This window comes from uncultured Dokdonia sp. (genome assembly GCF_937910895.1).
Lineage (GTDB): Bacteria > Bacteroidota > Bacteroidia > Flavobacteriales > Flavobacteriaceae > Dokdonia.
In genome coordinates this window covers 1-16,855 of sequence record NZ_CALEMI010000091.1, presented here as the reverse complement: position 1 = coordinate 16,855, position 16,855 = coordinate 1, and the positions used below count along the sequence as shown (strand labels likewise).

Genomic DNA, 16,855 nt, shown 5'->3' with positions numbered 1-16,855 from the left:
TCATATCCAAAATATTGAATAAGAATTATTTAGGGATCAAATGCAAAAGTTGTGGGATTTTCCCATAGACTCACTACAAGGCTATTCCAAAATATAAAAATCAGTAATCTATTTTTTATAAATCACACCATTCTTCATGACAAAAGAAACAGCTGTCATAACAGAAATATCTTCAATAGGATTTCCATCTACAGCAATAATATCGGCTAGATATCCTTCTTTTAGTTCTCCTAGCTGTCCTTTCATATCAAGAACTTTTGCATTTGTTATAGTAGCAGATTGAATAGAAAACATTTCAGACCATCCTGTTTCTACCATATAGATAAACTCTTTAGCATTTTCTCCGTGAGGAAACACACCTGCATCAGTTCCAAAAGCAATATTGACACCTTCTTCTGCGACCATTTTCATGGTTTGGCGTATGCCAGCATCTACTTTCATAATTTTAGGAATAATAATAGCAGGATAATATCCAGGAATATCCGCTTGTTGTCTTACATAACGACCCGCAGATAAAGTGGGAACTAGATAGGTGTCGTATTGTTTCATAAGAGCAGCGGTCTCTTTATCCATTAAGGAGCCGTGCTCAATGGTAGTAACACCACCCTTTATAGCACGTTGCATTCCTTCTATTCCGTGGGCGTGAGCAGCAACACTCATCCCATATTCTTTAGCTGTTTTTACAATCTCATTAATCTCTTCTTGAGTAAATTGAGGATTTACTCCATTTTTGCTAACGCTCAAGACACCTCCTGTAGCTGTGATTTTAATTAAATCTGCTCCGTTTTTATAACGCTGGCGAACTGCTTTACGAGCATCTGCGGGGCTATTAATGACCCCATCAGCTGGTCCCGGATCTCCCATGAGGTCTTTTTTGTATCCGTTGGTAGGATCGGCGTGACCTCCTGTTGTACCTATGGCTTTTTCAGCAGTAAAAATACGAGGACCATCAATCGTTCCTTTATTAATAGCATTACGTAAGGAAACGTTTACACCACTCCCTCCTAAGTCACGTACGGTTGTAAATCCAGCCATTAGGGTGCGCTCTGCGATCTCTGAAGAGGTAAAAGCAACATCTGCCTCATTTTTTGTAAAAGGTTCAATATATCGCGTCGGACTTGTTTCTCCTTCAATATGAACATGCATATCTATAAGACCAGGCATGACTGTTTTTGAAGTGAGGTCAACAACTATCTGATTTTTTTTAGGTGATGTATACCCCTTATCAATCGATACAATTTTATTTCCTTGTACAACAATCGTACGTTCCGTAACAACTGTACCCTTTTCTGTATCTATCAATTTACCACAATGTAAAAGAGTAGTTTCTTGTGCAAAAGAAGTGACCCCTACAAAAAGGATACACAGCAGTAAAATGATTTTTTTCATGGGTTGGTTTTTAGGAATGAGACTTTAGTTTAAAAAAGTGTATTGTGGTTACTTATTTACAAAATCAATAATCGTCGTCGTAATAAATTCGATTTGTTCATCATCAAGTTCTGTATGCATAGGAAGTGAGATCACACCTTGTACCAATTGGTTGGTTACTGTAAAATCAGCTTCATGGTAACGGTCGTCCAAATATGCTTTTTGTTTATGTAATGGGATAGGATAATATACACCACAAGGAATTTGTTTCTCTTGTAAGTGCGCTACAAGAGCATCACGATCTGCATCTATTATACGCAACGTATATTGATGAAATACGTGACAATCACAACTGTCACAAATCATAGGAGTAATAATTTTTTCCTGATTTATAAATGCAGCAGTGTATTTGCGAGCGGCTTCCCTACGTGCTGTATTATAATCGTCCAAGTGAGGTAATTTTGCACGCAAAACAGTAGCCTGTATAGAATCCAATCTACTATTTACACCCACAACATCGTGATGATATCGTACATACATCCCGTGATTTACAATTCCTCTTATAGTGTGAGCAAGATCATCATCATTGGTAAAGATAGCACCTCCATCTCCATAACACCCTAAATTCTTAGAAGGAAAAAATGAGGTCGTACCCACGTGACCTATCCCACCTGTTTTTAGTTTTTTGCCATCTCGTCCTGTGTATGTAGATCCAATACCTTGTGCGTTGTCTTCTATCACATATAGATTATGCTCTTTAGCAAGATTCATAATCGCATCCATATTTGCTACCATTCCAAAAAGATGCACAGGAACAATAGCTTTTGTTTTAGGAGTAATTGCCTTTTTAACGGCTTCAATGTCTATGTTAAAATTGGTAGGATGTACATCAACAAGCACAGGAGTAAGACGTAATAAAGCAATCACTTCTACTGTAGCAGCAAATGTAAAATCTGCTGTGATCACTTCATCTCCAGGTTCTAAACCGAGTCCCATCATGGCAATTTGTAACGCATCGGTTCCATTGGCACAAGGAATCACGTGCTTTACGCCTAAATATTCTTCTAGTTCTTTTTGAAATGCGTGTACTTCAGGACCATTTATAAAAGCAGTAGATTCAATAACTTCTTGTACAGACGCGTCAACGCGTTCCTTTATTTTTTGATATTGACCCTTGAGGTCAACCATTTGGATCTTTTTCATAGATGCATAAGAGTTTTTACTCTTTATAGAGATAAGATTGATTGTGTTTTCAATTAAGAAAGTTGTAACGAAAATACAAAAACTCGTCCCTTTCAACAATGTATTTTAGGACAAAGCGCTATTTTAGCATGGTATGCGTCGTCTCTATTCCATTATCATCTCTATTGTACAAGCGATTTTGCCTATTTCTGGACTTTTTAGCTCAAAGATGAAGCTATTTGTAAGCGGTAGGAAAGATGTTTTTTCAATACTCAGAGAACAAATTACAGATCAAGATAGGATCATCTGGTTTCACGCGGCTTCCCTTGGAGAGTATGAGCAGGGCGTTCCTGTGATGGAAGAAATTATAAAACACTATCCAGAATACAAGTTGGTCATTACGTTCTTTTCGCCCTCTGGATATGAGGTTAAGAAAAATAACGCTTTCGCGAAAGCGACCACCTACTTACCCCTAGATACACCAGCAAATGCACGTACATTTATAGACCTTATCCATCCAGAATTAGTGTTTTTTATTAAATACGAATTTTGGCCTAACTATCTTACGGAGCTTAAAAAACGAAACATACGAACCGTTCTCTTGTCTGGAGTTTTTAGAGAAAATCAACCTTTTTTTAAATGGTACGGGAAGTGGATGCTTAAAAGTCTTGACGCTTTTGATCATTTTTTTGTTCAAGACAACGCCTCTCTTATAGCCGCCGAAGCATTGAATTTACAGCCTGTCACCGTGAGTGGTGATACCCGTTTTGACCGTGTCTCTCGTCAAATAGAAATGGATAATACCTTAGAATTTATTTCAGCGTTTAAAGCAGACCAACTGTGTGTGGTTTGTGGCAGTACTTGGCCAGAAGATGAAGAAGTATTTGCCTCTTTTATAAATAGGCATCAAGGGATGGCTAAGTTCATTATTGCTCCACATCAAATAAAACCAGAGAAGATTGTGGCACTCCGGCAAAAATTGAAAGTAAAGACCGTTTTGTTTTCTGAGAAGGAAGGAAAAATGCTTTCTGAGTATGATGTGTTTATAATAAATACCATAGGATTGCTCACAAAAATATATAGCTATGCAGATGTTGCATACATAGGCGGAGCACTAGGAACAACAGGATTACATAACATATTAGAACCCGCTACTTTCGGGATTCCGATTGCTATAGGAAATCATTTTGAAAAATTTCCAGAAGCAAAAAGATTACAGCAATTAGCAGGATTGTATACAATTTCAAATCAAAAGGAACTTGATGAGATCTTACACAAATTATTGTCAGATCAAAAATTTAGAATGCAAACAGGTATGATTGCTGGACATTTTATTAATAGTAATACGGGAGCAACCAAAACCGTTATGAAGTATATAGCGAGTCTTCATGGGTAAACTTTTCTTGAATGTACTATGGATTTTAGTACTTACGATTACCACACAAATAGGAGGTGTTGTATATCTTATTGCCAAGATAATATACAGAAAAAGTATCTTAAAGAAGTGGATCGCATTTGTCGTACTATATCTCCTTAGTACGTACGCTATTGTTCCCTATGTCGCACCTCTTTTTGGAAGAGAAAAAATTAAGACGACAGACACCATCAAGATCCATACGCTTTTTACATCTTTAGCCAACAGGAATTATGTGATTCCAGAAGTCAATAATGTACTAGCTAACGTATCAGAGAAATTTTTAAAAACCTATCCAAACGTAGAAATACATTGTCTCGATTCTAATTTTCCTTTTTTTGATGGCTTTCCGTTGCCACCACACTTAAGTCATAAAGATGGTAAAAAGCTAGATATATCTTTACTCTATGAAGATGCTAAAGGAACTATCCTAAATGATAAACCATCTGTAAGCGGATATGGTATTTTTGCTGGTCCATCAACGGCAGAATATGATCAAATCTCAGTGTGTAAAGAGAAGGACTATTGGCAGTATGATTTCTCTAAGTACCTCACATTTGGAACAATTCATTCAGATCTTAATTTCTCTAAAAAGGGAACAAAAAATATAATACAACTTCTTACCGAAGAACCGACAATTTCTAAAATATTTATAGAGCCACACCTAAGAGATAGAATGAACGTAAGACATCCTAAAATTCGATATCATGGGTGCCACGCCGTGCGTCACGATGACCACATTCATCTTCAAGTGCGTTGATGGTGTATTAAAAATATATGTTTAAGAAGCGTATTATTTCTTTAAATCGGCTACTTCCTCACTTCTAATTTGCGGAGTACTTTCTGATTTTGTGGTATTCCAGCTCTTTTTAAATAATTGCATAAAAGAAAGTGTGAATACCGCCGTAGTAGCAAAGCCTCCAATAGCTACGGTAAATAAGATAATTCCCAAACTGGTAGAACTTCCCCAAGGCCCCATAAAGCTATCTGTAAATTCAGGGTTTATATTCCCTGCATAAATTCCAAAAAATAAGGTGAATAATAAGGTAGCAATAAACCCAGTTACGATTCCTGTGGTAAAACCTTTAGCATACGTGAAAGCCTCTTTTTCCCTTAATTTATATCCCTTAATCACTTCATAAATTCCAAAGCCTGTAATCACGCCATTAAATAAACTAAACAGCGGATTGGTATGCCACCCGAATAGAGAAATGATCAGAAAATAACTAATAAGCAAACCACTGATTACAATTGCATAACGTATAGAGAGTGTAAATTTGGACATCATAATAGTTTTTGTTTTAAAATTTACGTAAAATCAATCAAATATACGTTTAATATGATGTTAAAACTATATGCGCTTTCGCGAAAGCGTACACAGAAATCTCTTATACAATATAGACACAAACAAAAAACGCCAGTAATTTACCAGCGTTTTTATCTATTTATTAAGGAGAAAGTTATTTATTCTCCTTCAGGGATCGGATAGTTAAAAGACTCATTATCCAATATATTATTTTCTAGTTCATCTGCTATTTCTTCATCACTTGCGAGCGTATCTTCTGGACTTCCATCTATAACCGCAGCTCCTCTAAAATAAAGTTTAATACGGTATACAATATAAAACAATAGAGGTACGATAATGAGTGTTAAGAATGTAGCGATAATAAGTCCGTAAATTACGGCCCATGCAAGAGGCCCCCAGAAAATTACGTTATCACCTCCTATATAAATACCAGGATCAAAACTTTGGAATAAACCAAAAAAGTCAATGTTAATACCTACTGCGAGAGGAATCAATCCTAATACGGTAGTAATTGCCGTTAAAATTACAGGACGTAAACGTGCACGTCCAGCTTGTACGATGAGTTTTGCAACTTCTTCTTTAGGAAGTAATGACTTTTTTGGTAGATCTAAGGCAACGAGTTTACGATCTATTAAAAGCTGGGTGTAATCTAGGAGTACCACTCCATTATTTACCACAATCCCTGCGAGCGAAATAATACCCATCATGGTCATCATAATGACAAAAGGAGCTCCCGTAATTAGAATACCACCAAAAACACCTATAAAGCTCAAAAAGATCGCGATCATGATGATCATAGGTTTTGAGATAGAGCTAAATTGGAAAATCAATAAAAAGAAGATGAGTCCTAGTCCTGCAAAAAAGGCTCCCATTAAAAATTCCATTTGCTTATTTTGCTCTTCTATTTGCCCTGTGTAATTTACCTTAATAGTACTAGGAACAAGATCTTCGGCATCAGGATTGTCCATTTCAGCTTGTACCTGACTTACAATAGCGCCTGCATCTGTATAGCCAGGTGCTAAAGCAGAGTATACTGTAACAACACGTCTCGTATCACGATGCTTGATAGCACTAAAGGAGGAGGTGTTTTTTGTTTTAGTAACAGCGGCTACAGGTACTTCTTTTATTTGTCCAGTAGCAGGATCTCTGAATGTAATATTCTGATTAAATAAGGCAGAACGATCATAGCGTTGGTCTTCATTAAAGCGAACATAAATATCGTAATCATCTCCGTCTTTCTTATAAACCCCAGCTTTATCGCCAAAAATAGAACGGCGTAATTGATTTCCAACCATTCCTGTAGGAACACCAAGCTCCCCAGATTTTTGACGATCTACTATTACTTGTGTACCTGGTTTTCCTTTATTTACATCAATCTTAAGCTCGTCAATACCAGCAATATTTTTGGTATTGATGTAATTACGCATCGCTTCGGCAGCGACAATAAGTTCATCATAATCTTTACCCTCTAGTTCAATATTGATAGGATATCCCGCTGGAGGTCCTACGGCATCTTTCTCTACAGAGATCGCAATACCTGGATAGATACCTTTAATCGCTTTTTGTACTTTAGAACGCAACTCTTCACTATCGGCTCCGTTACGAAATTTATATTCTCGCATCGTGGCTGTAATCTTAGATCGATGTGGCATCTCGGCAGCACTTCCTCCATCTGTTTGAGGATTCCCAGCGCCTTCTCCAACTTGAGAAACCGATGTTTCTACCAAGAAATTATAATCTTTTCCTTTCAGATAAGCCTCATCATTAAAGATTTTAAAAACACGACGTTCTATTTCTTTTGTAATCTCATTGGTCTTAGCAATGGCAGTTCCTTCTGGATACTCTATGTAAACGATAATTTGGTTAGGGGTATTATCTGGGAAAAACTCAATACTGGTTCGTTTTGATTCTACAGAGGCACCAAAAGCCATAAAAGTGACAATAAGTAGTAAGAAGATACCTCCTACAAACAACCCAGGTTTCCATCCTTTAATGGACCAACTTAAAAACCCTTGGTACTTACGTTCTAGCCATGTTAAAAACCTACGCTGGAAAACGGCTGTAGCCCCCATTAAGAAGTAACGGTAAACCCACATAAAAATAATCGTTACAAGTACTAAACTTCCTAAACCGCTTACAGGACCTCCTACAAAAAGGATCAGCAATCCGATAGGTAGCATAATAAGAGAGGTTCTAATCAAAAACCGACGAGAAAGTGGCGTCTCGTCAACTTTCATAAACTTAGACACTAACATCGAATTGATAAAAATCGCTACAAATAGGGAAGATCCTAATACGACAGAAAGTGTGATAGGAAAATAAATCATAAATTGTCCCATCACACCAGGCCACATTCCTAAAGGAACAAAAGCGGCAACTGTTGTAAGCGTCGAAATAATGATAGGAAAAGCGATTTCTCCAATTCCCTTTTTGGCCGCTTCAATACGGGACATACCTTCTTCATCCATGAGTCGATAGACGTTTTCTACCACCACAATTCCATTATCTACCAGCATTCCTAATCCCATAATGAGTGCAAAAAGAATCATGGTATTCATCGTATAGCCCATTAAGTTTAGAATCATAAAACTCATAAACATAGACATCGGGATGGCAAATCCTACAAAGAGAGCATTTCTAAAACCTAAGAAAAACATCAAGACGCCTACTACAAGAATAATCCCGAAAATAATATTGTTTACAAGATCATTTACTTGGTTAACCGTTTTTTCACTTTGGTCATTGGCAACAGCAATCTTTAAATCAGGAGGAAAAACATTAGCCTTTGCATTTTTTATAATCTCATCAATTTGCTCTACAGCTTCAATCATGTTTTTTCCAGAACGCTTTTTTACGTCTAACATCACCACACTTTCACTTACCTCTTCGTCTGTCACACGCTCTCCTTCTTCAAGTGTAAGATCTCTGGCGTAGGTAGTTTTGTCTTCTTCACTAAAGGTGACTTCAGCGATATCTTTTAAGTAGACAGCCCCTTTTTCTGACTTTACGACAAAGTCATTAAGGTCTGATGGATTTTCAATTTCTCCCGTAATACGAATGGTACGACGTTGCCCACTAGTAACTAAGTTACCAGCAGAAAGTGTCATATTCTCATTACGTATCGTATTAATGATATCATCAAAACTGATTTTTGCAGCCATCATTTTATAAATATCTACAGCAACTTGCACCTCTTTTTCCTGAGCGCCACGGATATCTGCCGCTTTAATTTCTTTAAGGGCTTCTATTTCATCTTGAAGATATTCTGCATACTCTTTAAGTTGTTCTACTCTATAATCTCCAGAGATATTTACATTAAGAATAGGGGTTTCTTCAGAGATACTTAGGTCAAAAACATTAGGCTCTACTTTAGCACCGTTAAAGGTAGGCCAGTCTTCATTTGAGGTCTCGCTATCTACCTCATCTTTTACTTTTTGCTTTGCTTCGGCGACGGTAAATTTTTCTTCAAACTCAACAGTAATAATCGCATAATCTTCCTGAGCTGTAGAGATAATTTCTACCACACCAGAAATGTTTTGTAATTTATCTTCCAATGGATCTACGATAAGGCGTTCTATATCTTCGGCAGTATTTCCAGGATAGGGTGCAGAGATATAGATTTTGGTCTCATTAATTTCTGGGAAATTCTCACGAGGCATTCCAAAATAGGCAACTAATCCAAGGACTAAGAATAATGCCATCAAGACATAAATAATTGTTGGGTTGTCTATTGCCCAACTGGATAAGACAAACTCCTTATCCACATTTTTGTTTTTCTTGGGATCCATATACTTAGTACGTTTTTATTTTAATTTCTTGATCATTTTTCACACTACGAGCTCCTTCCACAATAACCTGATCTCCATTTTTTAAGCCTTCAATGACTTCTATAAAATCACCTTGTGTTTTACCCGTTTTAATGATTTGACGTTTAGCAACTATTTTCTCTCTGGCGGAGTCCGCTTTCGCGAAAGCGATATACACATATTGATCTCCGTCTGAGTTTTCATTAATGACACTTAACGGAATTAAAATAGCATTCTCAGCTGTATAATCATTGATAGAAAGACGTGCTGTTAGGTTAGGCTTTACGAGACCATCTTTATTGGGGACATCTACTTCAACAGTAAAACTTCGGTTAGAAGGGTTGATGTAGTTTCCCGTCTGACGTATTTGGGATGTGATTGTTTTTCCAATAACAGGAAGTGTGACCAATACTTTTTTTCCAGGAACCACACTGGTTAGATAGCTTTCAGGAATTTCTGAGGTGACAAACATATCGCTTAAGTTAACGATACGAAAAATAGGCTGTCCTGGTGCTACAACAGATCCTTGGTCTGTGATGACCTCATCAATAATTCCAGAAAATGGAGCTCTTACAGCAGTTTTTGCTAACTGACTTTTCATTTGAGCGACCATATTCTCAGAAGACTCAAACTGTGTCTTTGCTTGTAAATATTGAATTTCTGATCCTATTTTTTGATCCCAAAGACGTTTTTGACGCTCATACGTCGTTTTAGATAATGCTGCTTGAGACTCTAATTGTGAGAGTTGGCTACTTAGACCACCATCATCTATACGTGCTAGCGTTTGACCTTTGGTTACACGTTGCCCTTCCTTTACAAAAACCTTTGAAAGCGTTCCTTGAAACTCTGGATAAATCACTAGATTTTGCTTTGTTTCTATATTCCCCTGTACTTCTATAAAATGATTAAAGAGTGTGTCTTTTATGGTTAATGCAGTGACTAATGTTCCTTTGTTTAAAGTGTCATTTTTCTTTAAAAAAGTATTAATTTCTGTTATTTGTGCATTAAGGGTCGTGATTTCATTTTTAAGCTCATCTTTTTTAGTTTTAAGCTCTTCTAAGTTTCCTTTTTCAATGATGCTTTCAACTGATGGAGCGTTTTTGTCGCCTCCACAAGAAGCAATAAGAGTTGCGATGGTTAATATGGATAGTAATTTTTTCATTGGTACTGGCTGTTTATACGTTTATAGGTTTAAGAGTTTATGTGCTTTTGAACTTATATATTCTGATTGATTATTTGGTTTGTGATTTATATAAGCCGTCTAACATCGCTGCTATTTCGGAAATGGATTCTCGCATGGTTGTCAATATGTTCTTCTGATATAAGTTCTAAATCTTGTGATAGTATCAATTGATTTAAAAGTTCTAATAAAGAGCTATATGAGATTTCCGTAAAACGTGCTTTGTCTTTTGAAGAGTGTCTCCCGCTACCTTCTGCAATATTTGATGAGACAGAGACAGCGCATCTTCGCATTTGACTAATTAAGCCAAACCTTTCTTCGTCAGGAAATGACTTGGTTAATGTGTATATGGCAACTGAAAGTTGCCTAGACTTTTGCCAAACATTTAATTTCTCAAATGAAAATGTCCTCATGATATTTTTCTTTTAACCTTTTAAACATATAAATTTTTAACCTCTTTATTCTCCTCAACTATTCTTTCCCCCTATAATCAGGAGTATTTAACACTGTTTCAAGTTCGGCTTTGGAGGTAATCATATCTAATAATGATTGTAATACGGTATTCTGAGCGGTATATAATTGGGTTTGTGCTTGTCTTAGTTCAAAGCTAGAAGCGATTCCTTCTTGAAATTTAATTTGATTTTTCCGTTCAATACGCTCGGCTAGTTTCAAGTTGTTTGTGGATACTTCAAGATTATCTATAGCAAGTTGATGCTGACTTTTTGCTTGCTCATACGCCAGTCTGATTTGTTCTTGGGTATAATCAAAATCAGTTTCGGCTTGCTCTAATGCTATTTTTGCTTTTTGTGTACGGGCGTTTCTTGCGCCAGAACTAAACAAAGGAACGTCTAATGTCAACCCAAAAATTGAAGCAGCAAAATAACGTTCGTCGCTATCAAAAAAGTTAAATTCATTACGTCCAGCAGTTGTACTTACATTAATAAATCCTCGCAAACTAGGGAGGGCTTTACTACGCTCTAATTTTAATTCTAGTGAGCGTTGTTCTGTAAGATTTAAAGCAATCTTATAATCTACATTTTTTTCTATTTCTGGATTTTCTTGGAAAAGTCCTAGTCCTGGTTGAGCAAGAGATGTAAGCGTATCTGTAAGCTGTGTCTCTGTTGCAATATCAACGCCAATCGCTAAGTTGAGCATTTGGATAGCAATATCTTCTAGACGCTCTGCATTTAATTTTTGATTGAGAAGTTGGCTATAGGTAATTTGCAGTTGCTCTACATCTTCCTCTTCGGCAAGTCCGTTTTCAAAAATAATACGAGTTTCGTCTAGATTTTTCTTGACTGTGGCAATGTTGCTTTCAAGAATTGCAATATTTTCTTGAGTGATTAAGACGCTTCCGTAGGCATTAATAACGCCTTTTCTGACCTCAAGTTTTGTTTTTTCATTAGCGTTTTCAGAAAAGTCTAAAAATGCCTTTGCAGCTTGTAATCCAACTAAGTAAGAACCGTCAAAAATCAATTGCGTAAGTGTTGCGGTAGCTGATGCATTTTGTGATGTTCCAAACACAACAGGCGTAAATGTGCCAGGTTCCCCTCCAGAAAATTCAGCAGGAATAAACACAGTAGGTTGTTTTAGTTGATTCTGGTAATCAATAACACCGTTAATTTGGGGAAGCCCTGAAGCGGTCGTTTCCCATTTTTGTTTGATAGCTATTGCAATATCTCTACGTGCATTGATAGCGGTTCTATTATTATCTAATGCAAAGGCAATAGCTTCTTCTAAGGAAAAGCTTTTTTTATCTTGTGCCTGAGCTGCTATGCCAGATACCAATAAAAAGATGATTAGGATTCTCTTCATTACTCTTGGTTTGATTGTATAAGTTGGTTTAATAATTCTCGTCCTTTCTGTGTTACAATACCACGTAAATGATATTCTAAATACATCTCATAGAGAATATGTGGTGGAAATTCTGAGTCAGGAAAAATATCGCCATCTTTTATTCCAGTCATTCCTGTAAAATAAATACGGGCGACAAATTGCACATTGATATTTTCTCTAAAAAGCCCTTGTTCTACTCCGCGACTAATATTTTCTACCATGCAATCTTGCATATAGTCATATTGTTTTTTTCGTAGAGTTCTGTGAATTTTTGGATAATATTTTTGAAGCTGATACATAGGAGAGGTACGCTCTCCTTTTAAATGTTCTAACACAAAGCGCTTGATGTCGTAAAGTTCTTCTATAGGATTTTTTTTATCCTCCGTAATAATATCAATACCGCAGCAGATCATATCAAAAATCCCAGCGGCAGAAGCTTCGACAACAGCTTCTTTATTGCTAAAATGGCTATAAATAGTCTTTTTAGATATCGCCATTTCTCTGGCAATATCATCCATTGTAATGCTTTTAAAGCCTTGGTTTAAGAACAATTCTGTAGCCGTATGTAATATTTTTTCTTTCATAAATTGAGGTGCAAATGTACACAGGAAACTTTAAAAACGTTTAAAGTTTCCAAAGTTTTACGATAATTTAACATTCAGAGTACGCTTTCGCGAAAGCGTAAGTAGATTCATAACCGATGGAAACCGTATTTTTGCGTTTAAATTTTTTTACTAGATGTTATCAGTACTTGAATACTCATCCCTATTTATAGATTATCTTGACAAACGTTCTTTAGATAAAGAGCCTAAAAATCTATATGAACCTATTAATTACATTCTTGATTTAGGTGGAAAACGATTGCGTCCAGTATTGACACTGATGGCAACCGAGTTGTTTAATCAACCGTATCAAAAGGCATTGGACGCAGCACTCGCTATTGAGATTTTCCATAATTTTTCATTAGTTCACGATGATATTATGGACGATGCACCCTTGCGAAGAGGACAGCAAACGGTACACGAAAAGTGGGATATCAATACTGGTATTCTTTCTGGAGATGCGATGCTTATTCTTGCGTATCAATTATTTGAAAATTATGAAGGGTCTATTTTTAAAGAATTGGCAAAGCTGTTTTCTAAAACAGCCATAGAGGTTTGTGAAGGACAACAATATGATGTGGATTTTGAAACCAGAGATGATGTTACGATTCCTGAATATTTAATGATGATTGAGTACAAGACCGCTGTCTTGGTAGGTGCAGCTCTTAAAATGGGAGCGATAGTCGCTGGCGCTTCAAAGGAATGTCAGGACGCGATATATGACTACGGGAGAGATCTAGGGATTGCATTTCAATTACAAGATGATTATTTAGACGCTTTTGGTGATCCAGAGACCTTTGGAAAACAGGTAGGAGGTGATATTATTGAAAACAAAAAAACATTTTTATATCTGACAGCTTTACAAAAATCACAGAAGGATGAAGCGAGACAGTTAGAGCATTTGTTTTCTATAACACCAAATAACCCTGCCGAAAAAATAGAAACTGTAAAACAACAGTTTATAGAAAGTGGAGCAGCAAAAGCGACTCAGGAAGAAATGGAAAAATATACCCAACGTGCTTTTAAATCGTTAGAATCCGTAGCAATTTCTGAAGAGAAAAAGCAATTATTACGCGATTTTGGGAATAATCTTATGAAAAGAACGGTGTAATCTTTTTTTTCGCTTTCGCGAAAGCGTACCATCTATATTTATAATATATTAAAATTACCTCTTCAAATGGAGGTGATTCTCCCGTGCGCATGACCTTATGCGACACGTAGTATTTTCCTTGAATGCTTCCCTACGTCATACAGATGTAAGGAATTAAACCCTGTATTTTATGGTATACGCCTGATTTTTAAGAGTACGGTTTTAAAATTTATATATCGAGTGATGACTTTTTTAAAAGGAATCGATGTATGAGTATAAAACAAATTATAATCATGAAAATCACTCGTCTTTTTTATTTGGCAAGTATCTTAATTCTTTGTGCTTGTAGCACTGATGATGCAGATACAACAACAGGGGTAGATGCAATCGCAAACAGACAATCAAGCTGTGAAAATGTTTTAGGATACACAGGATTATATTGGGATTTTGCCAATGCATTGCCTACAGGTTTAAGTGAAGTGCCTGTCATTCAGAATCCAAGAGATCAATTTATTCACAGTCAACTGCCTCTTTTAGGATTCACACTTCCTCAAAATTTTACAGCCTTTGAGATTACAGATCCTCAAACATTGGCAATAGGAGTCAATGTTTTTAGAAATGATAATGATGTATTGTTTCGTTGGATTCCTAATAGTTTTATCCTACAAAATATACCCTCTCAAGCGGTTATTGCCAACGAGATTAATACCATGTTTTCCTTTTATGGGTTTAATGGAACGCCAGAGGTTTTGTGTACCGCTTTCAGACAGCAGGTTTTAGAAACCATTCCTATGGAATTTAATGCAAGATTACTTCGATTCGGGGATCGAATAGCACAAGTATGGGTGATCACTACGTATGTAGCTCAAGGTACTGCTATTACTATTTCTATTACGACAGCTCCCGAAAATGAATACGACGCACAGGTCATCAATACTTTTTTACCGTTCAATTTTCAATTATATGTGAATGATAGTGGCGGTATAGTAGATAATGATATGGATGGGTTTGACATTTTAAGAGATCCCGATGATAATGATCCTAATGTGCCGTAATGCGCTAGTAGATAAACTAGTAAATATTTTAATTTCTAATTTTTATAGATGTTTTTAAGGCATCTATCATTATAAAAACCATCTTCATCATGAAAAAAAAGATAGTACCTATTCTATTTGTAGGCGTTGGCATACTTCTTATTGCTTCTAGTTTTTTAAAAGCAGGAAGTAGTAAAGGAGAATTAACCCTTGATATAGTCAAAACAGAAACCCTCATGCCTGCTGCGCATAATGTATACAGTAATGAAGAGGCCTTAGATGGTAAATATTACCTCTTCAAAGCCAAATTGACTAATCAAACTAATGCGACCTTAGAGGATGTAGTAATACGCTATCGTATTCCTGGATATATTGATTGGACTGAGGTAGGGGTTATTGGTGAGATGTTTAGTGGTCAAACAGCTTCGGTGCGTGCCTATCCTAAGTTTAACGAAGAAATTGCTAAGAAAATGACAGAATCTGTCGAGAAGGCAGAAATTGAGATCACTTGGGACGGTGCTGAAGAAGATGATATTATAGAAGAAGAATTTAGTTTTAGGATCGCTGATCGTAATGAATTTAAGTTCACAAATGTTCCTAGTGCTGAGATTTTAGGATGGGCAGATGTACATAATAATACGGAGTTGCTGGCTTGTTTTGTAACACCTAATGATCCTATCGTAAAATATTACACTCAAAACATTCAGGAAAAAATGTTGAAAGGAGAATCTGCTGGAGTGACAAAAGACCCTAAGGAAGCCGTACGTTTTTTAACGGGGATCTATGAAGCCACCCGACAGTCTCACATGGTGTATAGTGGCACTAAGATGATTCCTGAAAACTTAACAGATATTTCTAAATTTTCTCAGAGTAATCGTTTACCAAGAGAGGTAATTACGGGAAATACAGGATTGTGTTTAGAATTGAGTTTACTCTATGCGAGTGTGCTTTCAAGTGCGGGGATTGATCCTATTATCTTTTTGGTGCCAGGTCATGCGTATCCTGGTTTTAAAATGAATGGGCAATATTATGCCATAGAAGCAACAGGGATAGGAGGAGAAGGATTAGGAGGGATTCAAAGTGTAGAGAAAGCCTTTGAAACAGGAATGAAATCACTTAATGAGTTTTTTAGTAAACAACAACAGGGTGATTTAAGATATACGATGGTAGATGTGCATATAGCAAATCAACAAGGAGCAACACCTATGGTGTTAAAAGACGATGCGTTCTTACGCAAAAAAGTAGATGAGATGGTCGCAGCTTGGGGAGGTGGAGTTCCAAAGAGTTCCACACAAAAGGGGGCATACACACCTTCTAGAGAGATATCGTCAACTCCAAGAAGGTCTAATTCACTGTCTGTGACAATACCCTCTTCTTGGCAAACTGTTCGAAGACCGTTGGCAAATATTCCTATTCTTACTGCTTCGGCTATTGCTCCAGATCAAACCACCTCTATTTCTGTTTTTGATGTTCCTACCAACGATGTGAATGAGGCGATGAATCTCATTAGAAACTATTTATATAATTATGGGCAAGAGATCGTATACCAGTTTAATGGAAATCAAGTTTCAGGACAGACCTATAGCAGTATGGGAACCTTAAACTGGGTAGGGAAGACCTTGAGACGCAGTAATGGTATTCGGATCGTAACGGTAGGTTCTCCAGATTATCTATATGCTCAAAACTCAAATATGATTAACCAACTGTTTAACAGTATAAAGTAATACCTAATATGAAAACAAAATATATACTCATAGCATTTCTACTATTCTCTGGATGTTTACTTCAAGCACAAGGAATACTTCCGAGACAGGAAGTTAACCTAGACCAAGTAGAAGCACAATATGGACTTACAGGAGAAGATGTGTTGGTTGTCATGATTGATCGAGGAATCGATTACAGACATCCTGATTTTATAGATGAAAACGGGAATACACGATTGCTATATATCTATGATATGATTGATCAAAGTGGTGCTGCAGATAATGAGTTTGGGGTGGGTACTATTTTTACAGAAGAGCAGATCAATATATCCCT

General features: G+C 36.6%; 13 protein-coding genes and 1 pseudogene. 6 read left to right on the top strand and 8 right to left on the bottom strand.

Translation table 11 applies throughout. The annotated features are described in order from the left end of the window. Positions 1-108: 108 nt before the first annotated feature. A complete protein-coding gene (locus Q0505_RS11350; protein ID WP_299212870.1) occupies positions 109-1,389 on the bottom strand; it encodes an amidohydrolase family protein in 1,281 nt (426 codons plus the stop codon). 48 nt (positions 1,390-1,437) lie between these two features. Beyond that, positions 1,438-2,571, bottom strand: coding sequence for a DegT/DnrJ/EryC1/StrS family aminotransferase (locus Q0505_RS11345; RefSeq protein ID WP_299212868.1), 1,134 nt, complete (start codon positions 2,569-2,571; stop codon positions 1,438-1,440). 133 nt (positions 2,572-2,704) lie between these two features. Here Q0505_RS11345 and Q0505_RS11340 point away from each other — a divergent pair, with 133 nt between their 5' ends. Both Q0505_RS11340 and Q0505_RS11335 read left to right on the top strand, forming a co-directional pair. Further along, positions 2,705-3,946 carry a glycosyltransferase N-terminal domain-containing protein gene (locus Q0505_RS11340; protein ID WP_299212866.1) on the top strand — a complete coding sequence of 414 codons (1,242 nt, stop codon included), beginning with the start codon at positions 2,705-2,707 and terminating at the stop codon, positions 3,944-3,946. Further along, positions 3,939-4,724, top strand: coding sequence for a hypothetical protein (locus Q0505_RS11335; protein WP_299212864.1), 786 nt, complete (start codon positions 3,939-3,941; stop codon positions 4,722-4,724). Before Q0505_RS11340 ends, Q0505_RS11335 begins: the two co-directional genes overlap by 8 nt. Positions 4,725-4,757: 33 nt before the next feature. Here the strand turns inward: Q0505_RS11335 and Q0505_RS11330 are convergent, their stop codons facing one another. From Q0505_RS11330 to Q0505_RS11305, 6 genes are all read right to left on the bottom strand, one after another. Continuing rightward, positions 4,758-5,249, bottom strand: a complete 492-nt coding sequence (locus tag Q0505_RS11330) for a DUF4199 domain-containing protein (RefSeq protein ID WP_299212862.1) — start codon at positions 5,247-5,249, stop codon at positions 4,758-4,760. 179 nt (positions 5,250-5,428) lie between these two features. After that, positions 5,429-9,058, bottom strand: coding sequence for an efflux RND transporter permease subunit (locus Q0505_RS11325; protein ID WP_299212860.1), 3,630 nt, complete (start codon positions 9,056-9,058; stop codon positions 5,429-5,431). A 4-nt stretch (positions 9,059-9,062) separates the two neighbouring features. Then, positions 9,063-10,238 carry an efflux RND transporter periplasmic adaptor subunit gene (locus tag Q0505_RS11320; protein WP_299212858.1) on the bottom strand — a complete coding sequence of 392 codons (1,176 nt, stop codon included), beginning with the start codon at positions 10,236-10,238 and terminating at the stop codon, positions 9,063-9,065. Between the two features lie 86 nt (positions 10,239-10,324). After that, positions 10,325-10,669, bottom strand: a complete 345-nt coding sequence (locus Q0505_RS11315) for a four helix bundle protein (RefSeq protein ID WP_299212856.1) — start codon at positions 10,667-10,669, stop codon at positions 10,325-10,327. A gap of 58 nt (positions 10,670-10,727) precedes the next feature. After that, positions 10,728-12,071: a TolC family protein gene (locus Q0505_RS11310; protein WP_299212854.1), complete on the bottom strand. Its 1,344-nt coding sequence runs from the start codon at positions 12,069-12,071 to the stop codon at positions 10,728-10,730. After that, a complete protein-coding gene (locus Q0505_RS11305) occupies positions 12,071-12,676 on the bottom strand; it encodes a TetR/AcrR family transcriptional regulator (protein WP_299212852.1) in 606 nt (201 codons plus the stop codon). Before Q0505_RS11305 ends, Q0505_RS11310 begins: the two co-directional genes overlap by 1 nt. 154 nt (positions 12,677-12,830) lie before the next feature. Between Q0505_RS11305 and Q0505_RS11300 the strand changes: the two genes are divergently transcribed. The 4 genes and pseudogenes from Q0505_RS11300 to Q0505_RS11285 form a co-directional block, all read left to right on the top strand. Beyond that, positions 12,831-13,805: a polyprenyl synthetase family protein gene (locus Q0505_RS11300; protein ID WP_299212850.1), complete on the top strand. Its 975-nt coding sequence runs from the start codon at positions 12,831-12,833 to the stop codon at positions 13,803-13,805. Positions 13,806-14,053: 248 nt separating this feature from the next. After that, on the top strand, positions 14,054-14,839 hold the full coding sequence (locus Q0505_RS11295) for a hypothetical protein (RefSeq protein WP_299212848.1): 786 nt from the start codon (positions 14,054-14,056) through the stop codon (positions 14,837-14,839). Positions 14,840-14,928: 89 nt separating this feature from the next. Beyond that, positions 14,929-16,542, top strand: coding sequence for a hypothetical protein (locus tag Q0505_RS11290; RefSeq protein ID WP_299212847.1), 1,614 nt, complete (start codon positions 14,929-14,931; stop codon positions 16,540-16,542). Positions 16,543-16,550: 8 nt separating this feature from the next. Continuing rightward, positions 16,551-16,855 (top strand): annotated as a pseudogene (locus tag Q0505_RS11285) (hypothetical protein); the annotation flags it as partial.